20 protein-coding genes are annotated in these 23,874 nt (G+C 70.4%); 11 read left to right on the top strand and 9 right to left on the bottom strand.

The annotated features are described in order from the left end of the window. The first annotated feature begins 7 nt into the window (after positions 1 to 7). On the top strand, positions 8 to 970 hold the full coding sequence (locus MUG78_RS13605) for a proteasome assembly chaperone family protein (protein ID WP_246997054.1): 963 nt from the start codon (positions 8 to 10) through the stop codon (positions 968 to 970). Then, positions 967 to 3,072 (top strand): DEAD/DEAH box helicase, encoded by a 2,106-nt coding sequence (locus MUG78_RS13600; RefSeq protein WP_372493293.1) that lies wholly within the window; start codon positions 967 to 969, stop codon positions 3,070 to 3,072. The genes MUG78_RS13605 and MUG78_RS13600 overlap by 4 nt, the downstream gene beginning before the upstream one ends. Positions 3,073 to 3,085: 13 nt before the next feature. On the opposite strand, the gene MUG78_RS13595 is transcribed toward MUG78_RS13600, so the two are convergent. Further along, on the bottom strand, positions 3,086 to 4,018 hold the full coding sequence (locus MUG78_RS13595) for a hydrogen peroxide-inducible genes activator (RefSeq protein WP_246995627.1): 933 nt from the start codon (positions 4,016 to 4,018) through the stop codon (positions 3,086 to 3,088). A 95-nt stretch (positions 4,019 to 4,113) separates the two neighbouring features. Here MUG78_RS13595 and MUG78_RS13590 point away from each other — a divergent pair, with 95 nt between their 5' ends. Both MUG78_RS13590 and ahpD read left to right on the top strand, forming a co-directional pair. After that, a complete protein-coding gene (locus MUG78_RS13590) occupies positions 4,114 to 4,701 on the top strand; it encodes a peroxiredoxin (RefSeq protein WP_246995625.1) in 588 nt (195 codons plus the stop codon). Positions 4,702 to 4,715: 14 nt separating this feature from the next. Further along, the gene (gene ahpD, locus MUG78_RS13585) at positions 4,716 to 5,240 is read left to right on the top strand and encodes an alkylhydroperoxidase, AhpD family (protein ID WP_246995623.1); all 525 of its coding nucleotides are present in this window, start codon (positions 4,716 to 4,718) and stop codon (positions 5,238 to 5,240) included. A 74-nt stretch (positions 5,241 to 5,314) separates the two neighbouring features. Here ahpD and MUG78_RS13580 read toward each other — a convergent pair whose 3' ends face one another. Beyond that, positions 5,315 to 6,544 carry an aminotransferase family protein gene (locus MUG78_RS13580; RefSeq protein ID WP_246995621.1) on the bottom strand — a complete coding sequence of 410 codons (1,230 nt, stop codon included), beginning with the start codon at positions 6,542 to 6,544 and terminating at the stop codon, positions 5,315 to 5,317. Between the two features lie 109 nt (positions 6,545 to 6,653). Here MUG78_RS13580 and hrpA point away from each other — a divergent pair, with 109 nt between their 5' ends. Beyond that, on the top strand, positions 6,654 to 10,322 hold the full coding sequence (gene hrpA / locus MUG78_RS13575; protein ID WP_246995619.1) for an ATP-dependent RNA helicase HrpA: 3,669 nt from the start codon (positions 6,654 to 6,656) through the stop codon (positions 10,320 to 10,322). A 44-nt stretch (positions 10,323 to 10,366) separates the two neighbouring features. Here hrpA and nrdR read toward each other — a convergent pair whose 3' ends face one another. Both nrdR and MUG78_RS13565 read right to left on the bottom strand, forming a co-directional pair. Further along, positions 10,367 to 10,831: a transcriptional regulator NrdR gene (gene nrdR / locus MUG78_RS13570; protein ID WP_246995617.1), complete on the bottom strand. Its 465-nt coding sequence runs from the start codon at positions 10,829 to 10,831 to the stop codon at positions 10,367 to 10,369. A 30-nt stretch (positions 10,832 to 10,861) separates the two neighbouring features. Continuing rightward, positions 10,862 to 11,410: a LysM peptidoglycan-binding domain-containing protein gene (locus MUG78_RS13565; RefSeq protein WP_246995615.1), complete on the bottom strand. Its 549-nt coding sequence runs from the start codon at positions 11,408 to 11,410 to the stop codon at positions 10,862 to 10,864. A 152-nt stretch (positions 11,411 to 11,562) separates the two neighbouring features. On the opposite strand from MUG78_RS13565, the gene lexA reads away from it, so the two are divergent. Further along, positions 11,563 to 12,255, top strand: coding sequence for a transcriptional repressor LexA (gene lexA / locus MUG78_RS13560; RefSeq protein ID WP_246995613.1), 693 nt, complete (start codon positions 11,563 to 11,565; stop codon positions 12,253 to 12,255). Positions 12,256 to 12,262: 7 nt separating this feature from the next. Here the strand turns inward: lexA and MUG78_RS13555 are convergent, their stop codons facing one another. After that, a complete protein-coding gene (locus MUG78_RS13555; RefSeq protein ID WP_246995611.1) occupies positions 12,263 to 13,966 on the bottom strand; it encodes a phosphoenolpyruvate--protein phosphotransferase in 1,704 nt (567 codons plus the stop codon). A gap of 86 nt (positions 13,967 to 14,052) precedes the next feature. Between MUG78_RS13555 and MUG78_RS13550 the strand changes: the two genes are divergently transcribed. Genes MUG78_RS13550 through MUG78_RS13535 form a run of 4 tightly spaced genes read left to right on the top strand, consistent with a single transcriptional unit; the run spans position 14,053 to position 18,235 of the window. Then, the gene (locus tag MUG78_RS13550; RefSeq protein WP_246995609.1) at positions 14,053 to 14,823 is read left to right on the top strand and encodes a DeoR/GlpR family DNA-binding transcription regulator; all 771 of its coding nucleotides are present in this window, start codon (positions 14,053 to 14,055) and stop codon (positions 14,821 to 14,823) included. Further along, positions 14,820 to 15,767 carry a 1-phosphofructokinase family hexose kinase gene (locus MUG78_RS13545; RefSeq protein ID WP_246995607.1) on the top strand — a complete coding sequence of 316 codons (948 nt, stop codon included), beginning with the start codon at positions 14,820 to 14,822 and terminating at the stop codon, positions 15,765 to 15,767. The genes MUG78_RS13550 and MUG78_RS13545 overlap by 4 nt, the downstream gene beginning before the upstream one ends. Before the next feature lie 30 nt (positions 15,768 to 15,797). Then, the gene (locus MUG78_RS13540; protein WP_246995605.1) at positions 15,798 to 17,918 is read left to right on the top strand and encodes a PTS fructose transporter subunit IIABC; all 2,121 of its coding nucleotides are present in this window, start codon (positions 15,798 to 15,800) and stop codon (positions 17,916 to 17,918) included. Positions 17,919 to 17,974: 56 nt separating this feature from the next. Beyond that, positions 17,975 to 18,235: an HPr family phosphocarrier protein gene (locus tag MUG78_RS13535; RefSeq protein WP_246995603.1), complete on the top strand. Its 261-nt coding sequence runs from the start codon at positions 17,975 to 17,977 to the stop codon at positions 18,233 to 18,235. 77 nt (positions 18,236 to 18,312) lie between these two features. Here MUG78_RS13535 and hflX read toward each other — a convergent pair whose 3' ends face one another. Genes hflX through MUG78_RS13515 form a run of 4 tightly spaced genes read right to left on the bottom strand, consistent with a single transcriptional unit; the run spans position 18,313 to position 22,361 of the window. Further along, positions 18,313 to 19,734 carry a GTPase HflX gene (gene hflX / locus MUG78_RS13530; protein WP_246995601.1) on the bottom strand — a complete coding sequence of 474 codons (1,422 nt, stop codon included), beginning with the start codon at positions 19,732 to 19,734 and terminating at the stop codon, positions 18,313 to 18,315. A 43-nt stretch (positions 19,735 to 19,777) separates the two neighbouring features. Further along, on the bottom strand, positions 19,778 to 20,707 hold the full coding sequence (gene dapF / locus MUG78_RS13525; RefSeq protein ID WP_246997050.1) for a diaminopimelate epimerase: 930 nt from the start codon (positions 20,705 to 20,707) through the stop codon (positions 19,778 to 19,780). Positions 20,708 to 20,715: 8 nt separating this feature from the next. After that, positions 20,716 to 21,624, bottom strand: a complete 909-nt coding sequence (gene miaA, locus MUG78_RS13520) for a tRNA (adenosine(37)-N6)-dimethylallyltransferase MiaA (protein WP_246995599.1) — start codon at positions 21,622 to 21,624, stop codon at positions 20,716 to 20,718. Continuing rightward, entirely contained in the window at positions 21,621 to 22,361 is a 741-nt protein-coding gene (locus MUG78_RS13515; protein WP_246995597.1) for a class III extradiol ring-cleavage dioxygenase family protein, read from the bottom strand. Before MUG78_RS13515 ends, miaA begins: the two co-directional genes overlap by 4 nt. Before the next feature lie 271 nt (positions 22,362 to 22,632). Between MUG78_RS13515 and MUG78_RS13510 the strand changes: the two genes are divergently transcribed. Next, entirely contained in the window at positions 22,633 to 23,868 is a 1,236-nt protein-coding gene (locus MUG78_RS13510; RefSeq protein ID WP_372493236.1) for a DUF349 domain-containing protein, read from the top strand. The last annotated feature ends 6 nt before the right edge of the window (positions 23,869 to 23,874 follow it).

Genomic DNA, 23,874 nt, shown 5'->3' with positions numbered 1-23,874 from the left:
CACCCCGATGGACGAGCAGGAGAACCGCTCGCTGTACGAGCTCGAGTTCCCCGCGCCTGCCGTGGCCGATCCGCAGGGCGAGGGCCCCGTGTTGATCCACGCGTTGGACGGCTTCGCCGATGCCGGACACGCTGTCGCGCTGGCCGCCACCCACCTGCGCGAGGCGCTCGACTGCGAACTCGTCGCGACGTTCAACGCCGACGAACTGATCGACTACCGCTCGCGTCGACCGCTGATCTCCTTCACCGGCGAGAAGTTCGACGGCATCGAGATGCCGCGCCTCACCATGCATGCCCTGGTCGACAACGAGGGCACCGGTTTTCTGCTGCTGGACGGCTCTGAGCCGGACCTGCGCTGGGACCAGTTCACCACCGCCATCGCGGCCCTCGCCGAGCGTTTCGGCGTGAGCCAGGTGGTCGGCATGAACGCGATCCCGATGGCCGTGCCGCACACCCGCCCGTCGGGCGTGATCGGGCACGGCAGCGACACCGCCGCTCTCGGCGACATGCCGCGCTGGGGCAACGAGATGAAGCTGCCCGCGAGCGCGTCCATGCTGCTGGAACTGCGCCTTGCCGAGGCCGGTTACCGCACCGTGGGCCTGTCCGCACATGTGCCGCACTACCTCGCGCAGACCAATTACCCGGCCGCCTCGGCCGCACTGTTGGCCGCTTTGGGTCAGGTCTCCGGACTCGACCTGCCGATCGCCGCACTCGAGAACGCCGCGGCCAAGGTGGCCGAGCAGATCGACGAGGAAGTCACCGGCAACGCCGAGATCAGCACCGTGGTGACAGCACTGGAGCAGCAGTACGACGCCTACCTGAAGGCCAAGGCCGACCGCGAGCTGCTGGCCGCCGACGAGGAGGATCTGCCCTCCGGCGACGAACTCGGGGCCGAGTTCGAGCGCTTCCTGGCCGAGCACGCGGCCGAGTTCGACCGCCCGAGCAATCCCGACGAAGAGGACACCCCCTGAGCGAGCAGAGTCCGCTTACTCCCCTGTCCGACGAGACCGCCGCCTTCGAGCATTTCCTTGCTTGGTGGGCGGCGCGGGGCATCGATCTCTACCCGCATCAGGAAGAGGCCTTGCTCGAGCTGATCTCCGGCGCCAACGTGATCTTGGCGACGCCGACCGGTTCGGGCAAGTCTCTCGTCGCCTCCGGCGCGGTCTATTTCGCCCGCTGTCGCGGTCAGCGCGCGTACTACACCGCCCCCATCAAGGCGCTCGTGAGCGAGAAGTTCTTCGATCTGTGCGAGCAGTTCGGCGCGGAGAACGTGGGCCTGATGACCGGCGACGCCAGCGTCAACACCGACGCCCCCATCGTGTGCGCGACGGCGGAGATCGTCGCCAACATCGCCCTGCGCGACGGTCCGAACTCCGACGTCGGCGTGCTGGTAGCCGACGAGTTCCACTACTACGGCGAATCCGATCGCGGCTGGGCCTGGCAGGTCCCGCTCATCGAACTGCCGCACACCCAGTTCCTGCTGATGTCGGCCACCCTGGGCGACGTCGACTTCTTCGCCGAGGACCTGACCCGTCGCACCGGCCGGTCCACCGTCGAAGTGACCGGCGCGCAGCGGCCGGTGCCGCTGGAGTACCGGTACGCGACCACTCCGATCCACGAAACCATCGAAGAGCTGATCACCAAGGGCCAGGCCCCGGTCTACGTGGTGCACTTCACCCAGGCGCACGCCGTCGAACGGGCCCAGGCGCTCACCTCGGCCAAGATCTGCACCAAGGAGGAGAAGGCGGCCATCGTCGAGGCGATCGGCGACTTCGAGTTCCGCACCGGATTCGGCGACACCCTCTCTAAACTGCTGCGCGCGGGCATCGGCGTCCACCACGCCGGCATGCTGCCGCGTTATCGCCGCCTCGTCGAACGGCTGGCCCAGGCCGGCCTGCTGAAGGTGGTGGCCGGTACCGACACCCTCGGGGTGGGCATCAACGTGCCCATCCGGACCGTGCTGTTCGCCGGGCTCACCAAGTACGACGGCCACCGGGTGCGCCGCCTGCGGGCCCGCGAGTTCCACCAGATCGCCGGTCGCGCCGGTCGCGCCGGCTTCGACACCATCGGCTACGTGGTGGCCCAGGCCCCCGAGCACGACGTGGAGAACGCCCGCCTCGTCGCCAAGGCCGGCGACGATCCGAAGAAACTGCGAAAGCTGGTGCGCCGCAAGCCCCCCGAGGGCTTCGTCGGCTGGGGCGAGCAGACCTTCTTCACGCTGATCGACGCACCCGACGAACAGCTGCGTTCGCACTTCCGGATCACCACCGCCATGCTGATGGAGGTCCTGGAACGGCCCGGCGACTGCTTCGCCGCGCTGCGCCACCTGCTCGAAGAGAATCACGAGCCGCGCAAGCGGCAATTGCGTCACATCAAGCACACCATCGCCCTGTACCGAGACCTCGTGGAGACCGGCATCGTGACCCGCCTGGACGCGCCCGCCGCCGACGGCAAGAGGGTGGAGATCTCGGTGGACCTGCCGGAGAACTTCGCCCTCACCAACCCGTTGTCGGCGTTCGCGGTGGCGGCCTTCGATCTGCTCGATCCCGAGTCGGACACCTTCACCCTCGACGTGGTCTCCATCCTCGAATCGACGCTCGACGACCCGCGGCAGGTACTGATGGCCCAGCGCAAGCGGGCCCGGGACGTCGCGATGGCCGAAATGAAGGCCGACGGCCTCGAGTACGAGGAGCGGATGGAGCGACTGGAGGAGATCACCTGGCCGCAGCCGCTCGCCGAGGAGATCGACTTCGCCTACCAGACCTACAAGGCCGGGCACCCGTGGCTCGCGAACACCCCGCCGTCGCCGAAGTCGGTGCTGCGGTACATGCGCGAGCGATCGATGACCTTCACCGAGCTGGTCAGCGAGTTCGGTCTGCAGCGCAGCGAGGGCGTGGTCCTGCGCTACCTCACCGACTGTTACCGCGCGCTGCGCAGCGGCCTGCCGATGTCGGCGGTGACCGACGACATCGAAGACCTCACCGACGAACTCGCCGACCTGATCCGCGGCGTGGACTCCAGCCTGATCGACGAGTGGGAGACGCTCACCGCCCAGGACGCCACGACCGCCTAGAGGTCCACTGACCCTAGACCAGGGTCACCTCGCCGGTGCCTGCGGCCAGCGCGGCGATCTCGGTGGCGAGTTCCGCGTAGGCCTCCCCACGCCCGGACGAGGTGCGATAGACCAATCCGATGCGACGGCCCGGCCGCGGCCGAGTGAACTCGGCGATGGACAACCCGCCGGAGGCCGTCTCCACCGCGACCGCCGTCCGGGGGATCAGCGTGACGCCGAGGCCGCCCTCCACGCACTGCACCGCGGTGGTCAACGATGCCGCCCGGGTCTGCCGCACATCCGGGTTCACCCCCGCGAGCTGGCAGACCTCGAGCGCCTGATCGCGCAGGCAGTGCCCTTCGTCGAGCAGCAGCAGCGGCAGGTCTTCCAGCATCGCCGGCGGCAGCCGCTTGCGGCCGGCCAGGCGGTGCCCGCTGGGCAGGGCGAGCACGAAGTCCTCGTGATACATCGGGATCTCGCCCATGCCCGGGGCGTTGGTCGGCAGGGCCAGCACCGCCGCATCGAGGGTGCCTTCGCGGAGCTGATCGAGCAGCCGAGCGGTCTGATCCTCCACCACCCGCAGGTCCAATTCCGGATGCACTTCCGGCAGGCCGTGCAGCAGGCGCGGCAGCAGATAGGGCGCGATCGTCGGGATCAGACCGAGTCGCATCGGGCCGCGCAACGGGTCGGCCTCACCGGCCGCGACGGCGAGGAGGTTGTCGATTCCGTCGCACGCGGCGATCGCCGACGGCAGTAGTCGCCGCCCCTCTGCGGTGAGCATCACGCGGCGCGTTGTGCGCTCCACCAGTTGCACGCCGAGACCCGCTTCGAGGCCGGCCAGGGCTTGCGACAGCGAGGGCTGACTCACGCCCAGTTCGGTTGCGGCAGAACCGAAGTGCAGCTTCTTGGCCACCGCGACGAAGGCGCGCAGTCCGCCCACCGACGGCTGATAACTCTGATTCATCATGCCTATCAATATAGTGCCTATCATCACGTTTCGCTTTTAGAGCGAATGAGGCAAAATAGAAGACACCGCACCCCCAACGATCAAGGAGTCATGACATGGCGCTGCTTACCATCGGCGATCAGTTCCCCGAGTACAACCTCACCGCTGTGATCGGTGGCGACCTCTCCAAGGTCGACGCCCAGCAGCCGGACGACTACTTCACCACCGTCTCGAGCGACGACTACAAGGGCAAGTGGCGCGTGGTCTTCTTCTGGCCGAAGGACTTCACCTTCGTGTGCCCCACCGAGATCGCTGCCTTCGGCAAGCTGAACGACGAGTTCGCCGACCGCGACACCCAGGTGCTCGGCGCCTCGGTCGACAACGAGTTCGTGCACTTCCAGTGGCGCGCACAGCACGAGGATCTGAAGACCCTCCCCTTCCCCATGCTGAGCGACCTGAAGCGTGAGCTCGTCGAGGCCACCGGCGTCCTGAACGCCGACGGTGTCGCCGATCGCGCGACCTTCATCGTCGACCCGAACAACGAGGTCCAGTTCGTCTCGGTCACCGCCGGTTCGGTCGGCCGCAACGTCGACGAGGTCCTGCGCGTCCTCGACGCCCTCCAGTCCGACGAGCTGTGCGCCTGCAACTGGAAGAAGGGTGACCCGACCATCGACGCCGGCGAGCTCATGAGCGCCTCGGCCTGATTCGGAGTACCACGATGAGCATTGACAACCTCAAGGAAGCTCTTCCCGAGTACGCCAAGGACCTGAAGCTGAACCTCAGCTCGATCAGCCGCACCACCGTGCTGAACGAGGAGCAGCTGTGGGGCTCCCTGCTCGCGTGCGCCGCCGCGACCCGCAACGCCACCGTGTTGCGCGAGATCGCCGACGAGGCGGCCGACAACCTGTCGGCCGAGGCCTACAACGCCGCCCTCGGCGCCGCATCGATCATGGGCATGAACAACGTCTTCTACCGGGGACGCGGTTACCTCGGCAAGTACGACGATCTGCGCCCGGGCCTGCGGATGAACATCATCGGCAACCCCGGTGTGGACAAGGCCCTGTTCGAGCTGTGGTCGATGGCCGTGTCGGCCATGAACGGCTGCGAGCACTGCGTCGCCGCCCACGAGAACGTGGTCCGCGAGGCCGGACTCGAGCGCGAAGCGGTGTTCGAGGCCCTCAAAGTCGCGTCCATCGTGCAGGGCGTCGCCCAGGCCGTCTCCATCGCCGAGACCCTGAGCTGAGCCGCCTGCTCTGAGAAGTCAGTACACGTGAAAGGCCCCCGCCGTAGCGGGGGCCTTTCACGTTGCTGTGTCGGTCAGGACAGCGCGGCGGCGAAGCGCTCGGCCATCTCGTTGACCTCGGCGGTGGTCATCACGAAGGCCGGCGAGATCTGCAGTGCGCCCATGCCCGCAGCGCGACCGGCGACGCCGTTCTTCCGCAGACGCAACACGGCGGCCTGAGCGTCGGACGGATCGGCCAGCTGCACGCCGGTCACCGCGCCCACGCCGGTACGCACCTCGGCCACCGCATCCAGTTCGGCGAGCGGTGCGAACGCCGCCGCCAGGTCGCCTTCGAGGCGGGTCGCCTCGTCGAGCAGACCCTCGCGCTCGATGATGTCGAAGTTGGCCATCGCCGCGGCGGCCGCGCCGTAGTGCCCGCCGTAGGTGTAGCCGTGTCGCCACCAGGTGCCGCCGGCGAAGAACGGTTCGGCGATGTGCGGCGCCGCGATCATCGCGCCCATGGGCACGTAGCCGCTGGTGAGACCCTTGGCCGAGGTGATCATGTCCGGTGCCAGATCGAAGCGGCTCGACGCGAACCAGTGACCGTGCCCGATACGGCCGTACCCGGTGACCACCTCGTCGGCGATGAACAGGACGTCGTGCTCGCGGCAGATGTCGCGCACCTCGCGGAGGTAACCGTCCGGCGGCAGGTAGATGCCGCCGGCGCCGATGATCGGCTCGGCGATGAACGCGGCCACGTTCTCCGCGCCCACCCGCTCGATCACGCCGAGCAGCGCCTTGGCGTCGTCCCACTCGATGTTCTCGGTGTCCGGCATGAACTCGGGCCCGTAGCCCTCCCGGTTCAGGGGGATCCCGGCGAGCGCGGTACCGCCGATGTGCATGCCGTGGTAGGCCTTGCTGCGGGAGACCACGAGTCGCTTCTCGGGCCGGCCCAGCTCCGTCCAGTAGCGGCGGGCGAGCTTCACCGCGGTATCGACCGCGTCACTGCCGCCCGAGGTGAACATCACCTTGGAGCCCGGCACCGGCGCCATCGCGGCCACCCGCTCGGCGAGCGCGATCAGACCGTCCCCCGCGTAGTCGCCGAAGTTCGAGTAGTGCGCCACCGTCGAGAGCTGACGGCCGACGGCCTCGCCGATCTCGGTGCGCCCGTGGCCCACGTTCGTGAACCAGAGGCCGGCGGTCGCATCCAGATACTCGTTGCCCGCATCGTCGTAGATTCGGACGCCCTCACCTCGAGTGATGACGAACGGCCCGTTGTCGGTGACCATGCCCATGTCGGCGAATCCATGCCAAAGAGAACCCATGGGTACCACTATTTCACGGCGGCGCCCGATTTCCCGGCGGGCCCCGGTTCCCGGCGATCATGCTCGGATGCGCCGCTCGCCGATGCGGCCCCATAGACTCGGAGCCATCATGGCTGTCCCCGTCCTCACCTTCCCGCCGGAGCTTCCGGTCAGCGCGTCCCGCGACGAGATCGCCCGCGCCATCGCCGACCATCAGGTGGTGGTGATCGCCGGTGAGACCGGTTCGGGCAAGACCACGCAGCTGCCGAAGATCTGCCTGGCGCTGGGCCGCGAGTCGATCGGGCATACGCAGCCGCGACGCATCGCCGCCACCTCGGTGGCCCGCCGGATCGCCGACGAGACGCAGACCGAACTGGGCGACGTGGTGGGCTACAGCGTCCGGTTCTCCGACAAGTCCGGCAAGCACACCAAGATCCGCGTGATGACCGACGGCATCCTGCTGCGGGAGATCACCTCCGACCCGAAGCTGTCCCGCTACGACACGATCATCATCGACGAGGCCCACGAACGCAGCCTCAACATCGACTTCCTGCTCGGCTATCTCAAGCGCCTGCTGCCGTCCCGCCCGGACCTCAAGGTGATCATCACCTCGGCCACCATCGAGCCGGACCGCTTCGCCCGGCATTTCGCCGGCCCCGACGAGGACGTCCCGATCCTCGAGGTGTCCGGCCGCACCTACCCCGTCGAAGTGCGGTACCGGCCGCCGGTGTCCGACGACGAGGACCATGCCGACCTCGACCAGATCGCCGCGATCGACGCCGCGGTCAGCGAACTGTGGTCGTCCGGCCGCGGCGACATCCTCGTCTTCCTGCCGACCGAGCGCGATATCCGCGACACCGCCGACGCCCTCTCCCGGCGCAGCGAAGCCGAGATCGTGCCGCTGTACGCCCGCCTGTCGGTCGCCGAGCAGCAGAAGATCTTCACGCCGTCCGACGGACGGCGCATCGTGCTGTCGACCAACGTCGCCGAGACCTCGCTGACCGTGCCCGGCATCCGGTACGTCATCGACACCGGCACCGCCCGCATCTCGCGCTACTCCACCCGCACCAAGGTGACGCGCCTGCCCATCGAGAAGGTCTCCCAGGCCAGCGCCCGCCAGCGCGCCGGCCGGTGCGGCCGCGTGGCGCCCGGCATCTGCATCCGCCTGTACTCCGAGGACGACTTCGACGCCCGCCCCGAGTACACCGACCCGGAGATCCTGCGCGCGAACCTGGCCGCGGTGATCCTGTCGATGCTGTCACTGCGGCTGGGCGACGTCGCCGAGTTCCCGTTCGTCCAGCCACCCGAGCAGCGGGCGATCAACGGCGGCATGACGCTGCTGTCCGAGCTCGGTGCGGTCACCGGCACCGATTCGGCGCAGGCGCGGCTCACCAAGACCGGACGCGACCTGGCGCGCCTGCCGATCGACCCGCGCCTGGCCCGCATGCTGGTGGCCGGTCACGAGAACGGCTGTCTCGACCACATCCTGCCGATCGCCGCGGCGCTGTCGCTGCCGGACGTCCGAGAGTTCCCCTCCGACAAGCGCGAGGCCGCGCAGGCCGCGCACCGCGAGTACGCGGTGCCCGGCTCGGAGTTCCTCAGCCGCCTCAAGCTCTGGCACCACCTGCACGAGCAGCGGGAAGCCTTGTCGGGCAACCAGTTCCGGCGCCAGTGTGAGCGCAGCTTCCTGCACTACCTGAGGATCCGCGAATGGACGGATCTGCACCGTCAACTCCGTCGTACGGTGTCCGACCTGGGCTGGGAGATACCGAAGACCGAAATCGATCCGTCGGCCATCCATCGCAGCCTGCTCACCGGCCTGCTCACCAACATCGGTGCGCGCCAAGGCGATACCCGCGAATACCTGGGCACCCGCGGCACCAAGTTCGCCATCTTCCCGGGTTCGGAACTGGCCAAGAAGGCGCCCTCCTTCGTGATGACCGCCGAACTGCTGGAGACCTCCCGACTGTTCGCGCACACCGTGGCCTCGATCGATCCGGAATGGGTGGAGCAGATCGCCCCCGACCTGGTGACGCGCACCTACAGCGAGCCCGCCTGGTCGTCGCGCCGCGGGGCCGTGACGGCCAAGGAGAAAGTCAGCCTCTACGGGGTACCGCTCATCGCGTCGCGCACGGTGAACTACGGCCGCATCGACCCGGTCGAGTCGCGAGCGTTGTTCCTACAGGCCGCGCTCGTCGAGGGTCGCTGGCGCACCCGGCACGAGTTCTACGCGCACAACCGCCGGCTCTTGGCCGACGCCGAGGACCTCGAGCACCGCGCCCGTCGGAACGTCCGCCTCAGCGACGGCGACCTCTACGACTTCTATGACGCCCGGATCCCGGCGCACGTCGTCTCCACCCGACACTTCGACACGTGGTGGAAGAAGGCCTCCCGCACCGATCCCAAGCTCCTCCACCTGGACGAGGCCGGTTCGGTCGCGGCCGTTCCGGCGGCCGCCGATTTCCCCGCCGCCTGGCAGCAGGGCCCGACCCGACTGGAACTGCGCTATCACTTCGCCCCCGGCGCACCCGACGACGGCGTCACCGTGCTGATCCCGCGTCCCCTGCTCGAGCACGTCCACGCGGGCGGCTTCGACTGGTTGGTCCCGGGGCTGCGCAGCGAGTTGGTCACCGCGCTGATCCGGTCCCTACCCAAGGGATTGCGCAAGTCCCTCTCGCCGGCCCAGCAGTACGCCGATCTGGTCCTCAGCAAGATCACACCGCGCTCCGAGCACCTGCTGCCCGCCCTCGCGCGAGAACTCGGCGAGATCGCTCGCATCAGCCTGTCCCCCAGCGACTTTCGCACCGACGACCTGCCGGCCCACCTGCGCATCCATTTCGCGGTCACCGACGCCGGCGGCGCGATCATCGGCCGCGCCGACCGCTTGGAACCGCTGCGCGCCGAGTTCGGCCGTGCACCCGCCCCCGCTGCGGCCGCACCGGTGTACCGAGACTGGAAGCCGGACGGCATCGGCACCCTCGCGGAGAGCCGCGACGACGTGGTGGCCGGCCAACCCGTCGTCACCTACCCCACCCTGGCGCCCGTCGGCGACGGCGTCCGAGTGAGTGAGGCGACGTCGGCGAGCGCTCGCGACGCGGGCATCGCCGCCGGCATCGCCCACCTGTTGGCGCAGGCGATCACCCCGTTGAACAAGAAGGTCGCCAACGGTCTGCCACCGGCCGAGCGCCTCGCGCTGAGCCAGAATCCGTACGCCGACCCGCAGCAGCTGTTCGCCGACTGCACACGTCGCGCCATCGCCGACACCCTAGCCAAGGAACCGGACGTGGCGTCGCTTCGCACCCCGGAACAGTTCGCCGCGCTGCGCGAGCGTCTGTCACCGGTGATCCGCGCCGCCGCACCGGAGTACTTCATGCACGCCGCCCGCGCCCTGGCCGCGCTCGGCCCCACCGCCCGCGCCGTCGACGCGCACAGCGGCAGCGCCGCGGCCGACGACGTTGCCGAGCAGACCGCGCACCTGATCTTCGACGGCTTCGTCGGCGAGACTCCGCTGGCGCACCTGCTCCATCTACCGCGCTACCTGTCGGCGGCCCAGGCCCGACTGAACGCGCTCCCCGGCTCCGCCGCCCGCGACAACGCCGGCCTCGACACGGTGGACCGGGTCATCGCGCACTGGAACCGACGACTCGCGGCGCTTCCTGCGCACCGGCACGACGCCCTCAACGACCTGGTTCACTGGCAGTTGGAGGAACTGCGGGTCAGCTTGTTCGCGCAGCAGCTGGGGACCTCGGGACCGATCTCGGAGAAGCGGGTGATGAAGGCCATCGAGTCCTTCGAGTGAGGCGGGCCTTCGAGTGAGGCTGATCCGCACGCAGCGGCGGTGGGTCAGCCGACCGGTTCGCGGCGCGAATCCTTGCGCAGATCGTCGATCTCGCGCTGAAAGTCGTCGGCGGATTCGAAGGACCGATAAACCGACGCGAACCGCAGGTAGGCCACCTCGTCGAGGTCCCGCAGCGGCCCGAGGATCGCCAGGCCGACCTCGTGGCTGGGGATCTCGGCCGATCCCGAGGCGCGGACGGTGTTCTCCACCGCGGCCGCCAGCTGCGCCAGCGAATCCTCGGTGACCGATCGGCCCTGGCACGCCCGGCGCACACCCTTCATCACCTTTTCCCGGTTGAAGGGCTCGGTGACGCCGTTGCGCTTGACCACCGCCAGCACCGCCGACTCGACGGTGGTGAACCGGCGACTGCATTCCGAGCACGACCGGCGGCGTCGAATCGACGCTCCGTCGTCGGAGGCGCGCGAATCAACCACTCGGGTGTCGTCGTTCTTGCAGAACGGGCATCGCATGCCCCCAGCGTACTCGGCGCCATCGCGGCCTCAGCGGTAGGCGGGCACCACGAGCGCCTGACCGGGGCGCAGTCCGCTGGCGTCGAGACCGTTCAGGTCGCGCACCGTGGCGATCACCGACGCCGCGGAGCGATCCGGAGCGATCCGCTCGGCCAACGACGACAGCGACTCACCGCTGCGCACGTGGACCACCTCGGTCTGGGCCGGCACGCCGCTGACGGCCTTCTCGTAGTCCTCACCGACCATGCCGAGCACGACGACCACGGCGGCCAGCGCGGCACCGAGGAGCACGCCGGCCGCCCAGCGACGACGCACCGCCGTCGAACGATCCACGGTGTTCGAACGGGCACGGGCCGCCCGAGCGGCGCTCGTGGTCGGCGACGCAGCGCGCTCGGCGCGCCGCGCCGGACGCGTTCGAACGCTCGGTGCCGGGCACACCGGGGTGGCGGCGGCGACCGCGCGCGGACGTCGGCCGGTGGCCCGGCAGGTGGTCTGAATCAGGGGAACGTCGCAGGTCATCGTGGTGGACTGCGGCAGCGTCGAGGCGGACGCGGGGCGGCGGGTCAGCAGCTCGGTCATCGTGGAACTCCCATCGTTCGTACGTTCGATGAACTCTTGTTCGATAGTTAACACCACGCCTCGGACATCCGCTACGACACGTCGAACAATTGTTTGATTTCTGTGACCTACTCGACTAAATTGGAGGGCGACCCCGATCGAAAGGAAGTTCGATGAACGACGGACCGCACACGTCGAACGTGGACCCGCTGTTGTCGACGGCCACCCTGGAGGCCTCACTGACGCAGCGTCAGCGCGAAGTTCTCGAGTACATCCGCTCCTCGGTGCGCGAACGCGGCTATCCGCCGAGCATTCGCGAGATCGGTGAGGCCGTCGGCCTCGCCTCCACCTCGTCGGTGGCGCACCAGCTGCGCACGCTCGAGCGCCGCGGGCTGCTCAAGCGCGATCCGCACCGTCCGCGCGCGGTGAATGTCCGCGACGAGCAGCGCACCCCGCCCCCGGCCGCCGATCATGCGGATCCGAACGTCCCCGCACCGGCCTACGTCCCGGTGCTCGGCCGGATCGCGGCCGGCGGCCCGATCCTCGCCGAGGAAGCGGTCGAGGACGTCTTCCCGCTGCCCAAGGAACTGGTCGGCGAGGGCTCCCTGTTCCTGCTGCGCGTAGTCGGCGAGTCGATGATCGACGCGGCGATCTGCGACGGCGACTGGGTGGTGGTGCGTCAGCAGAACGTGGCCGACAACGGCGACATCGTCGCCGCCATGATCGACGGCGAGGCCACCGTGAAGACGTTCAAGCGGATCGACGGACACGTGTGGCTGCTGCCGCACAACGAGCACTTCGAGCCCATCCCGGGCGACGACGCCGCGATCCTCGGCAAGGTCGTCACCGTGATGCGGCGCATCTGACGCCGGTTCAGCCCAATACCGCCCGGGCCGCAGCCCGGCCGTCGACGGGACTGTCGGCGGCCACTGCGGCCTGAGCGGCGGCGGCGCACTGGTCCAGCGTCACGGTCGCGAGCTTGCGACCCACCGGCGCGGCGGCGGCGGGCGCGCACGACAGCGAGCTGACGCCCAGCCCCACCAGAACGCAGGCCAACAGCGGGTCGGCGGCCGCCTCGCCGCAGACCCCCACCGGCTTGTCGGCTGCTCGGCCTGCCGCCCCGACCCGTTCCACCAGCGCCAGGACGGCCGGCTGCCACGGGTCGGTCAGCGCCGCCAATTCGGCGGACATCCGGTCGGCGGCCATCGTGTACTGCGTCAGATCGTTGGTGCCGATGGACACGAAGTCCACTTCGGCCAGGATCTTCTCGGCCTGCACCGCCGCCGACGGCACCTCGATCATCACCCCCGGAGTCAACCCGCGCTCGCGCACCTGCGCCGCGAACTCGCGGGCCTCCACCACCGTCGCGACCATCGGGGCCATCACCCACGGCACCGCGCCGGCGCCGTCCGCGGCCGCCGCGATCGCATCGAGTTGGTGCTCACGGATCTCCGGGTGCGTCGCCACGATGCGGTTGCCGCGCACCCCCATGGCCGGATTGTCCTCGTGGGGATGGTTCACGAAACGCAGCGGCTTGTCCGATCCGGCGTCGAGGGTGCGGATCACCACCTTGTCGCCGTCGAAGGCGTCGATGACTTCGCGGTAGAGGCTCTGCTGCTGCGCCACCGAGGGCTCGTCGGGGCGCTCCAGGAAGGCCAGCTCGGTACGGAACAGTCCGACCCCGGCCAGAATGCCGAGATCGGCGGCGCTGCGCGCGGAGACACCGTCGGCCACGTTCCCCAGAATCGCCACGGCGTGCCCGTCGGCCGTGCGGCCGGGTCCGCGCCACTGCGCCACTTCGGCCGCCAACTGCTGTGCCGCCTCGACCGCCGCGGCGATCTGCTCCGCGTCCGGGTCGACGCCCACCACGCCCCGTTCGCCGTCGACGAAGACCATGGCTCCCGTATCGACCCGATTCAGGTCGGCGACGGCCACGACGCACGGAATGCCGAGTTGCCGGGCGATGATCGCCGTGTGGCTCGACGGCCCGCCCAAGCGGGTGGCCAGGGCCACCACCAGCTTCGGATCCAGGCCGGCGGTGTCGGCCGGGGCCAGATCGTCGGCCAGCAGGACCGACGGCTGCTCGGGCAGTGGGATGCCCGGCTCCGGTAGGCCGAGAACCTCGGCGACCACCCGGTTGCGGATGTCGGCGAGGTCGGTGACGCGTTCGGCCATCAGCCCGCCGAGTTTGGCGAACATGTCGGAGATCGTGTCGATCGCCCGCACGGTGGCCGCGGCGGCCGGCGTGCCCTTCTCGATCAGTCCGGTGGCGGTGGCGATCCACGCGCGGTCCTTGGCCAGGGCGGCGGTCGCCGCCAGCACTTCCGCCGTACTGCCGGTGTTGGCCCGGGCCCGCGCGGTGAAGCGCTCCGCCACCGTCTCGGCTGCGGCGACGAAGCGTGCGGCCTCGGCCGCGCGCTCGGTTTCGGGAATCTCCGCGGCCGCGTCGACGTCGTACTCCGGCACGCCGGACACTCGGATCACCGGCCCGTAGGCGAGTCCGGATACGACCGGCGTGCCGACCACCGCGGCGACGGCCCCATAGTTCTGTGCGGTACTGCTCTCCACCTGTGCCATGTGATCGAGATTACAGTGAACCCTTGACTTGTCAACACGTTCACAGGTAAACACAGATATAACCAATCCAGGACGGGAGGGCTTCCGTGTACGCCGAAGAACGCCAACAGGCCATTGCCACCGAGGTGCGCAACCACGGCCGCGTCGCGGTGGCCGAACTCGCCGTGCGCTTCGACGTGACCGGGGAGACCGTGCGCCGTGACCTCGGGGTGCTGGCCGACCAGGGCGTCCTGGTCCGCGTCCACGGCGGCGCCGTCCGGCCGGATCTGGGCGAAGTGGTCGAGGAACCCGATCTGGGCCAGCGCGAACGGTCGCGGGCACCGGAGAAGTCGGCGATCGGGCTGGCCGCCCAGGCGTTCCTGCCACCCGACGGCGGCTCGGCCCTCTTCGATGCGGGCACCACCACGCTGCGCGCCGCACTCGCGGTGCCGCCCGAACGCCGCTTGACGGTGGTCACCAATGCGGTTCCGCTCGCCGGGCATCTGTCCACCCTGCCGAACTGCGAGGTGACCCTCGTCGGCGGTCGCATTCGCGGGAAGACGCAGGCCGCGGTGGGAACCGAGACCGTCGACGTACTCCGCCGGCTGCGCGTCAACGTCGCCTTCCTCGGCACCAACGGACTGAGCCGCACGCACGGCCTGTCCACCCCGGATGCCGACGAAGCCGCCACCAAGTCCGCTATGATCGCCGCCGCCGAACAGGTGGTGGTGCTGGCCGACTCCAGCAAGTTCCACCGCGAACACCTCGTGAGTTTCGGGGCGCTGAGCGACGTCGACGTGATCGTCACCGACGGTGGACTGAACCCGGCGGTGCGGCGGGAACTGCAAGACCTCGACATCGAGGTGGTGATCGCATGATCGTCACCGTGACGGCCAATCCCAGCGTGGATCGGACCATCTCCCTCGACGCACCACTCGCCCGCGGTCACGTGCAACGCGCCGCCGCGGTGACGAACCAGCCGGGCGGCAAGGGCATCAACGTGGCCCGCGCGGTGCACGGAGCCGGACTGAGAACCCTTGCGGTCCTGCCTGCGGGACCGTCGGACCCGCTGCGCATCCAGCTGGAGGCCACCGGCCTGCCGCACCGCAGCGTCCCGATCGATCAGCCGGTGCGCACCAACCTGACCATCGCCGAACCGGACGGCACCACCACCAAGGTCAACGAGCCCGGCCCCGGGCTGTCCGCCGGCGAGCTGGCCCGGCTGACCGACCTGGTCGCAGCAGTCGCCGCCGATGCCCGGTGGGTGGCGCTGTGCGGTTCCCTGCCTCCCGGAGTGCCGGACGACTGGTACGCCGCCGTCACCGCGCGCCTGCACGCGGGCGGACACCGGGTGTCCGTCGACACCTCGGGGCCGCCGCTGCTGGCGATCGCCGGTGCCCGACCGGATCTGCTCAAGCCCAACGCCTTCGAGCTCGCCGAACTGATCGGGGGCGACGGCGCCTCGCTGGAGGCCGCCGCCGAGGCCGGAGATCTGACGCCGGTCCAGTCCGCCGCGTCCGCGCTCGCCGCGCGCACCGGCGGGGCCGTCCTCACCACGCTCGGCGCGGCCGGTGCCGTGCTCACCACCGCCGAAGGCTCCTGGTTCGCGACACCGCCGCAGATCCGGGTGCGCAGCACGGTCGGTGCCGGTGACTCGTCGCTGGCCGGCTACCTCATCGCCGAGCATCGCGGGGCGTCGCCGGAGGACCGGCTGCGCACCGCGGTCGCCTACGGCTCGGCGGCTGCCGCGTTGCCCGGCACCACTCCCCCCGACCCCACCGATCTCGACCTGGCCGGCGTTCACGTCCGGCCCCTGTCCTGACGCCGCACGCACGAGAAGAAGGAATCCCTCATGGCCGAACCGATCATCACGTCCGAGCTGGTCCTGCTCGACGCGGACGCGGGTGCCGACGCGGAGGCGGTGATCGCCGCGCTCGCACAGACGCTCGGTGCCACCGGCCGGTGCACCGATCCCGACGAGCTCGTCACCGCCGCCCTCGCCCGGGAGGCGTCCTCACCCACCGGACTGCCCGGCGGCTTGGCCATCCCGCACGCCCGCGTCGACTCGGTGACCACTGCGTCGCTGGTGATGGCCCGGCTGTCGCACAAGGTCGACTTCGGCGCCGCCGACGGCCCGGCCGACATCGTCTTCCTGATCGCCGCACCGGGCGGTGCGGGCAGCGCGCACATGAAGCTGCTCAGTTCGCTGGCCCGGGCGCTGGTCCGGCCCGACTTCGTCGCAGCTCTGCGTGCGGCGCCGGACGAGGCCGCGGTCGTCGAACTGGTCGACGAGGCGGTGAACCCGCCCCCGAAACCCGCTCCCGACGCGGCACCCTCCGCAGCCGCACCGGTGCCCGCCGAGCCGGCGACCACCGCACCGGCCGAGTCCGCCGAGTCGGCGCAACAGCCCGTGCGCATTCTCGCGGTGACCGCGTGCCCCACCGGCATCGCGCACACCTACATGGCCGCCGATGCACTGTCGTTGGCCGCCGAACGCGCCGGGGTCGAGTTCAGCGTGGAGCCGCAGGGCTCGTCCGGAACCACGCCGTTCACCGCCGCCGCCCTCGAGCAGGCCGATGCGGTCATCTTCGCCACCGACGTGGGGGTCAAGGGCCGCGAACGATTCGCCGGTAAGCCGGTCATCGAATCGGGCGTGAAACGGGCCATCAACAGTCCCGACGACATGATCGCCGAAGCCGTCGCGGCCGCCGCCGACCCGCGGGCCCGGCGCGTCCCGGCCGGCAGTGGTGCCGCGTCCGAGGCCGCCGACGACGGCGGTTCGACCATCGGCCTCGGCGGCCGCCTCAAGCAGGCGCTGCTGACCGGCGTCAGTTACATGATCCCGTTCGTCGCCGCCGGCGGCCTCCTCATGGCCCTCGGTTTCCTGTTCGGCGGCTACGAGATCGCGAACGCGAGAGTCTGTGTGCCGCAAGGACTCGTCGACGGCGACGTCACGTACCCGGCGGGCTGTCTCGGCGGCATGAACGACGCCGCGTTCTACGCGCTCAACAACACCCTCTGGAATCTGCCGCCCGGCGGCCTGCTGCAGTATCTGGGCGCCGTCTTCTTCGCGATCGGCAGCCTGGTGATGGCCTTCATGGTGCCGGTGCTCGCCGGCTACATCGCCTTCGCCATCGCCGACCGTCCCGGCATCGCCCCCGGTTTCGCGGCCGGTGCGGTCTCCCTCGCCGTCGGCGCCGGCTTCATCGGCGGCCTGATCGGCGGCCTCTTCGCCGGTGTGGTGGCGCTGTGGTTCACCCGCCTGAAGCTGCCGCGCTGGGCGGCCGGCCTGATGCCCGTCGTCATCATCCCGCTGTGCGTCACCCTCATCGTCGGCGGCATCATGTACATGTTCCTCGGCGGACCGCTGAGCTGGCTCAACGAGCAGATGGAAGACGGCCTCAACTCGATGTCGGGCAGCTCCAAGATCGTGCTCGGCGTGGTCGTCGGCCTGATGATGTGCTTCGACCTGGGCGGCCCGGTGAACAAGGCGGCCTACGCCTTCGCCGTGGCCGGACTCGGTCTGGCCGAGGCCGGCGAGGCCCAGTGGCAGATCATGGCCGCGGTGATGGCGGCCGGCATGGTGCCCCCGCTCGCCCTGGCGCTGGCGTCGACGGTGCTGCGTCCGAGCACGTTCACCGAGCCGGAGCGGGAGAACGGCAAGGCCGCCTGGCTGCTGGGTGCGTCGTTCATCTCCGAGGGCGCCATCCCGTTCGCCGCCGCCGACCCGTTCCGCGTGATTCCGGCGATGATGCTGGGCGGCGCGGTCACCGGCGGTCTGTCGATGGCCCTCGACGTCCAGCTCCGTGCCCCGCACGGCGGCGTGTTCGTGATGTTCGCGATGAACGGCACCTGGTGGAAGTTCCTCATCGCGCTCGCCGTCGGCACCGCGGTCTCCGCCTTCGCGGTGGTCGCCGCCAAGCAGTTCCGGCGCGCGGACGCCGAAGCCGCGCCACAGCCGATCCCCGCGTAGATTCAGCCCCAATCCCACCCGACACGACCCGTACCACCCATCGAAAGGTAACCCTCATGGCAACCAGCACCGTCACCGTCGGCTCGGCCGTCGGCCTGCACGCCCGTCCGGCCACGATCATCGCCGAAGCGGCCGCCGCCCTGTCCACGCCCGTGACCCTCGCGACCGAGGGCGGCGAACCGGTGGACGCCGGCAGCGCCCTGATGATCATGACCCTCGGCGCGGAGAAGGGCGCCACCGTGATCGTCGAGAGCGACGACCAGGCCGCCGTCGACCAGATCGCGGCACTGGTGGCCCGCGACCTCGACGCCGAATAGGCACCGGCACACCAGAAGGCGTCAGCCCCGCTCGTCGACGACGGCGGGGCTGACGCGTGCGGTGCTCGAGCGGGCTGCTACTCCGCGACCACGAGGTCGGCGTACTCGGCGGCGAGCGCCTTCGGCATCTGCACACGCAGCCGGGTGCCGGTCTCGGTGTGCTCGGTGTTCAGGACGTGCGCCTGCTGGTGCAGTCGGGCGATCACCTCGCCGCGGTCGAACGGCACCTCGAGGACGGCCTCCACGTCGTCGGCCGCCACGAATTCGGCGATCCGCGCGAACAGTTCGTCGAGGCCCTCACCGGATCGTGCGGAGACGAAGACCGCGTCGCGGTACTCGCCGCGGAGGGCGGTCATCCGGGTGGCGTCGACCGCGTCGATCTTGTTGATCACCAGCAGTTCCGGCGGCGGAGTCGCGTCCTCCTCGGCGAACACCTCGCCGAGAACCTTGCGCACCGCGGAGATCTGCTTGCCGGGGAAGGCGTCGGCGCCATCGACCACGTGGATCAGCAGATCGGCGTGCACCGCCTCCTCCAGCGTCGACCGGAACGCTTCGACCAGCTGGGTGGGCAGGTGGCGGACGAAACCGACGGTGTCGGTGAAGACCACCTCGTGTCCGTCGGCGAGCTTGCCGCGGCGGGTGGTCGGATCCAGGGTCGCGAACAATGCGTCCTGCACCAGCACCCCGGAGCCGGTCATCGCGTTCACGAGACTCGACTTGCCCGCGTTGGTGTAGCCGACCACCGTCAGTGCGGGCACTCCGCCGCGATCGCGCTGCGCACGCTTGACCGTGCGCGCGGTCTTCATGCCGCGAATCTCCTTGCGCAGCTTGGCCATTCGTTCGCGGATGCGACGTCGATCGGTCTCGATCTTGGTCTCACCGGGACCGCGCAGACCCACGCCGCCGTTACTGCCGGCACGACCGCCGGCCTGCCGGGACATCGACTCGCCCCAGCCGCGCAGCCGCGGCAGCATGTATTCCATCTGCGCCAGGGAGACCTGCGCTTTGCCTTCGCGCGAGGTCGCGTGCTGGGCGAAGATGTCCAGGATCAGGGCGGTCCGGTCGATCACCTTCACCTTGACGACGCGTTCGAGGGCGGTCAGCTGCGCGGGCGTGAGCTCGCCGTCGCAGACCACGGTGTCGGCACCGGTGGCCACGACGATCTCGCGGAGTTCGGCGGCTTTGCCGGAGCCGAGATAGGTGGCGGCGTCGGGTTTGGCTCGACGTTGAATCAGGGCGTCGAGGACTTCCGAGCCGGCGGTCTCGGCGAGCGCGGCCAGTTCGGCCATGCTCGCGTGGGCTTCGGCGGCGGTGCCGGAGGTCCAGACGCCGACCAGCACCACGCGCTCCAGACGCAGCTGCCGGTTCTCGACTTCGGTGACGTCGACGAGCTCGGTGGACAGGCCGACGACGCGCTGCAATCGTGCGCGGTCGTCGAGGTCCAGCTCACCGGTCGTCGGGGTGGACGGGGTTACGGGACGTTCATGCAGTTCAGTCATACGGTTCCCATGGTGCCTGAACCCGTCCGAGGATTGCATCTGATTAACCGCGGCCGACCCGGTAATCGTCGGCGGCGAAGCCCTCGATCAGCTCACCGTGGGCCACCAGGCGCGACGGTCCGCGCAGGAACGCCTCGCTGTCGGTGAGTCGCACTCCGACAGCGCCGCCGGGCACGGTGATGCCGACGACGCCGGTAGCGCGGCCGAGTCCGTGCAGGCCCGCGGCGGCGCCTGCCACCAGGCCGGTGCCGCACGAGCGGGTCTCCCCCACGCCGCGTTCGTAGACCCGGAGGGCCGCGGTGTAGTCGAGGCCGTCGCGTCCGTCGGCCGCGACCAGCGGGGTGAGGATCTCGACGTTGGCGCCGCGGGGGAACTGCTCGTCGTCGACGTCGGGGGCCGCACTGAGGTCGAGGGCGGCCAGCTCGCGCGCGCTGAGGCCGTCAACGACGCAGGCCAGGTGGGGGTTGCCGACGTCCACCGCCTCGCCGGTCAGGTCTCGGCCGGCGATGGTGACGGTGCCCGCACCGTCGAGCCGAACCGGCCCCATGGCCACGGTCACGTCGGCGAGGCTCGCGTCGAAGGAGTGCACGATCACCGGGCGCGCTCCCGCGCGCGAACCGACCACGAATTCGTCGGCGTCGACCAGTCCGGTGGCGCGGCAGTAGTGCGCGAACACCCGGACGCCGTTGCCGCACATCTCGGCGATCGAGCCGTCGGCGTTGCGGTAGTCCATGAACCAGTCGTCGGCGGCCACGCCGTCGGGCAATGCGTCGAGCACTCCCGCCCCCACCAGCGCGCCCGCGCGGGCCACCCGCAGCAGTCCGTCGCCGCCGAGGCCGCGCTGCCGATCGCACAGCACGGTGACCAGGTCGACGGTCAGGTCCAGGTCGGCGGTCGGGTCGGGCAGGATCACGAAGTCGTTCTGGGTGCCGTGACCCTTGGCGAAACGCAGCGGTGCAGTACTCACCCGCACCAGATTACTCACTCCAGCGCGGTCAGGGCCCGGCCCAGCAGCTGGGCATCGGCCGCATCCAGCCAGGTGGTGCGCGGGTCGCGCCGGAACCACGACCGCTGCCGCCGCACATAGCGTCGCGTCCCGATGAAGGTGAGCTCGCGCGCCTTCCCGACGTCGTACTCACCGTCGAGGTGCGCCAGGATGTGCGCGTAGCCGATCGCCTGGGCGGCGGTCTTACCCTCCCGCAGGCCCTGCTCGCACAGGGCCAGCACCTCCTCGACGAAGCCGCCGTCGAACATGGCATCGGTGCGCGCCGCGATGCGCTCGTCCAAGGCCGCGGTCTCCCGGTCCAGCGCCAGGATCCGGGTGCCCCACCGCGGCTCGCCGATCGTCGGCGCCGAGGCGGCGAAGGGTTCTCCGGTCAGTTCCACCACTTCCAGGGCGCGCACGATGCGCCGCCCGTCGCTCTCGCCGATGATCGCCGCGGCCGCCGGATCCACCGCGGCCAGTTCGCGGTGCAGGGCGATCGAACCGATCTGCGCCAGCGCCTCCTCGTACTTGGCGCGCACCGCCGGGTCGGTGGCCGGGAACGACCAGTCGTCGAGCAGGCCCTGGATGTACATCATCGAGCCGCCGACCAGGATCGGCGTCCGGCCCGCGGCGAGCAGGGCTTCGACGTCGGCGGCGGCGGCGGTCTTGTAGCCGGCGACGGTGGCGGTCTCGCGCACGTCGAGCACGTCGAGCTGGTGGTGCGGAATGCCGCGCCGCTCGGCGACGGGCAGTTTCGCGGTGCCGATGTCCATGCCGCGGTACTGCTGCATAGCGTCGATGTTGATGATCTCGCCGTCGAGAGCGGTCGCGAGGTCGAGCGCGAGGTCCGACTTGCCGCTGGCGGTGGGGCCGATGACGGCGACCGGGGCGAGCGGGCCGCTCATCGGTCGCTGCTCTCTTCGGTCGTGGTCACCGTGGCGACGAGGTAGCCGACACCGAACGGCGCCGCGGCGTAGTCGACCTCGGCTGCGGCGCCGGGCAAGCCGTCGAGAACACCGCCGAGTACCTGCCACGCCGCGCGCGTGCCGACGCCCTCGGCCGCGCAGTCGGCGGCCGACAGCGCGGCGAGCGCACCGCCATCGGCTGCGGCGACCGCCGCCTCCAACGTGCGCTGCAACGCCCATGCCGAGGCACGCTCACCGCCGCCGGGAGCCGTCGGGCTCAGCGCGGTGGGGCCGTCGGCCACCACCAGCAGGCCCATCGGTTCGGCGCCCGCGGCCTCGGTCAGCAGTCGCGCGCCGAGGTCGGCGCAGGCGGCGGCGGTCGCGGCCGGATCCACCGCCACCGGCCGAATCGACTGCGGGGGCGGCGTCACCCGCTCGCCGAGCCACGCCGCGAGCAGCATGCTCAGCGGCAGCGGCGCATCCCCGCCGCCCGATCCGTCCGCGGCCAACCGCACCGGCACCGGCACGCCGAAGGCGCCGAAGTCCCCGTCCGTGCGAAAGCCGCCGGGTGCGGGAGCGCCCACACCGACCGCGATCCACCGCGCGGCGGCCGCGGCCAGACGCTCGCCGGCGGCGCGCACCGCCGCCCGCACCGGTTCGGTGTCGACGGCGTCCGGGCCGGCCAACTCGGGCACCAGAAGGGGCGCACTGGGAATCACCGCGATCTGAGCCAACACGGCACTGACGGTACCCAATGTCGCCTCCCTGCCCCCATCGGCGATGGTGAACTGTTTGAATGAACAGCGGACGTGACGAGTTCGGGCCATCGGCTCGAGCTCACCGGCAGCCGTGACGCGCGGCGCGAGAATTGAAGGGCGACGACCGATGAGCACCCCCACACCCCGAACGAGCCGACCACCGCACCGACCCGGCCCCCGGCCGGTCCGCGGCCCGGCCCTCGGCCGGTCCCCGCCCGGGCCCACCGCAGGTGCCCATCCGCCGGTCCCCGTGCATCACGTCGAGCTCGGCGACCCGCGCGAGTTCGGACGGATCGACGCCGACGGCGCGGTCTGGCTGACCACCGCCGACGGTGAACGACAGATCGGCTCGTGGCAGGCCGGGACCGTCGACGAAGGTCTGGCGCATTTCGCCCGCCGCTTCGCCGACCTGGCCACCGAGACCGAGATCCTCGAAGAGCGCCTCGACGCGCGTTCGGGTGACCCGCGTAAGACGCAGGCCGCTGCGGCCCACCTCCTCGAAGAGCTGCCCACCGCGGCGGCCCTGGGCGACCTGGACGGCCTGGCCACCCGACTGCAGGCCATCGTCGACCGGGCAGGCGACCAGACCGGCGAGGTGCAGGCCGAACGCGACGCCGTCCGCACCGCTGCCCTGACGCGCAAGGACGAGCTGGCCACCGAAGCGGAGGCGATCGGCGCCGAGTCCACGCACTGGAAGAACGGCGGCGACCGACTGCGCGCCATCCTCGAGGAGTGGAAGACCATCAAGGGCGTCGACCGCAAGGCCGACGACGCCCTCTGGAAGCGCTACTCGCGAGCCCGGGATGCCTTCAATCGTCGACGCGGCGCGCACTTCGCCGAGCTCGACCGCGAGCGGGCCGTGGTCAAGACCCGCAAGGAAGAGCTGATCGCCGAAGCCGAGGCGCTGTCGAACTCCACCGACTGGGGTGCGACGGCCGCCAAGTACCGCGACCTGCTCGCCCAGTGGAAGGCCGCCGGCCGAGCGCCGCGCGACGCCGACGACGCCCTGTGGGCCCGGTTCAAGGCCGCCCAGGACGTGTTCTTCGGCGCGCGCAACGCCCTGAATTCCGAGCGGGACGCCGAGTTCGGCCAGAACGGCGAGGCCAAGGCCGCGTTGCTCGCCGAGGCGGAGAAGACGATCAAACCCCACGAGGACCTGGAGGGTGCGCGCCGCGCGTTCCGCGCGTTCCGGGACCGCTGGGAAGAGATCGGCATGGTGCCGCGCGACCAGATGAGCGCTCTGGAAGGACGGGTGCGCGCGCTGGAGAAGAAGATCCGCGAGGCCGAGGACAGTGCTTGGCAGCGCACCGACCCGGAGGCGCTCGCCCGCGTGGCGCAGTTCGCCGAGCGGTCGGCCAAGCTCACCGAGCAGGCGGACAAGGCTGCGGCCGCGGGCAAGGACAAGGACGCCGCCGACCTGCGTGCGCAGGCGGCACAGTGGGACGAGTGGGCGCAGGCAGCCAAGTCAGCGGTCGACGACCGCTGACTCGGC

Origin of the sequence: Gordonia alkaliphila (assembly GCF_023017165.1) — a bacterium.
In the GTDB taxonomy this organism is placed as follows: Bacteria; Actinomycetota; Actinomycetes; order Mycobacteriales; family Mycobacteriaceae; genus Gordonia; species Gordonia alkaliphila.
The sequence above is the reverse complement of the archived record's forward strand: the minus strand, read 5'-3'. Positions and strand labels throughout refer to the sequence as shown.